The 313-nt window shown below is 41.2% G+C and carries 1 pseudogene; it reads right to left on the reverse strand.

From position 1 onward, the window contains the following. A pseudogene (locus tag ACSZO4_RS25965) lies at positions 1–184 on the reverse strand (integrase); the annotation flags it as partial. Positions 185–313: the final 129 nt, after the last annotated feature.

The following is a 313-nucleotide window of genomic DNA, read 5'->3' on the forward strand; positions in this document are numbered from 1 at the left end:
CTGCTATAACGCTACGCCGCCAGGTCAGAACCAGTTTTTTATCGACGTCATTTAGCTGGATGTCGCCTCCGGCAAAAACCAGAAAGGATTTGACGACTTTTCTGTAACTCCACTCGGTTGCAGGGCGAAGAGTCTTACTGAAAAAATAGTCAGTCAGGACATCTTCAAATGCGTTAATTTTCATAACTACCTCAATATCATTATATTCCTGAATTATCAGAAACTAATTCTTTGGCGATAACCATATGCTGTCTTCAGGACAGCTCCCTTGCTTGAATATAATGCCGGGTAGAATCATATAACCGGACATTTT

This window comes from Phytobacter sp. V91 (assembly GCF_965644225.1).
GTDB lineage: Bacteria > Pseudomonadota > Gammaproteobacteria > Enterobacterales > Enterobacteriaceae > CBFFRJ01.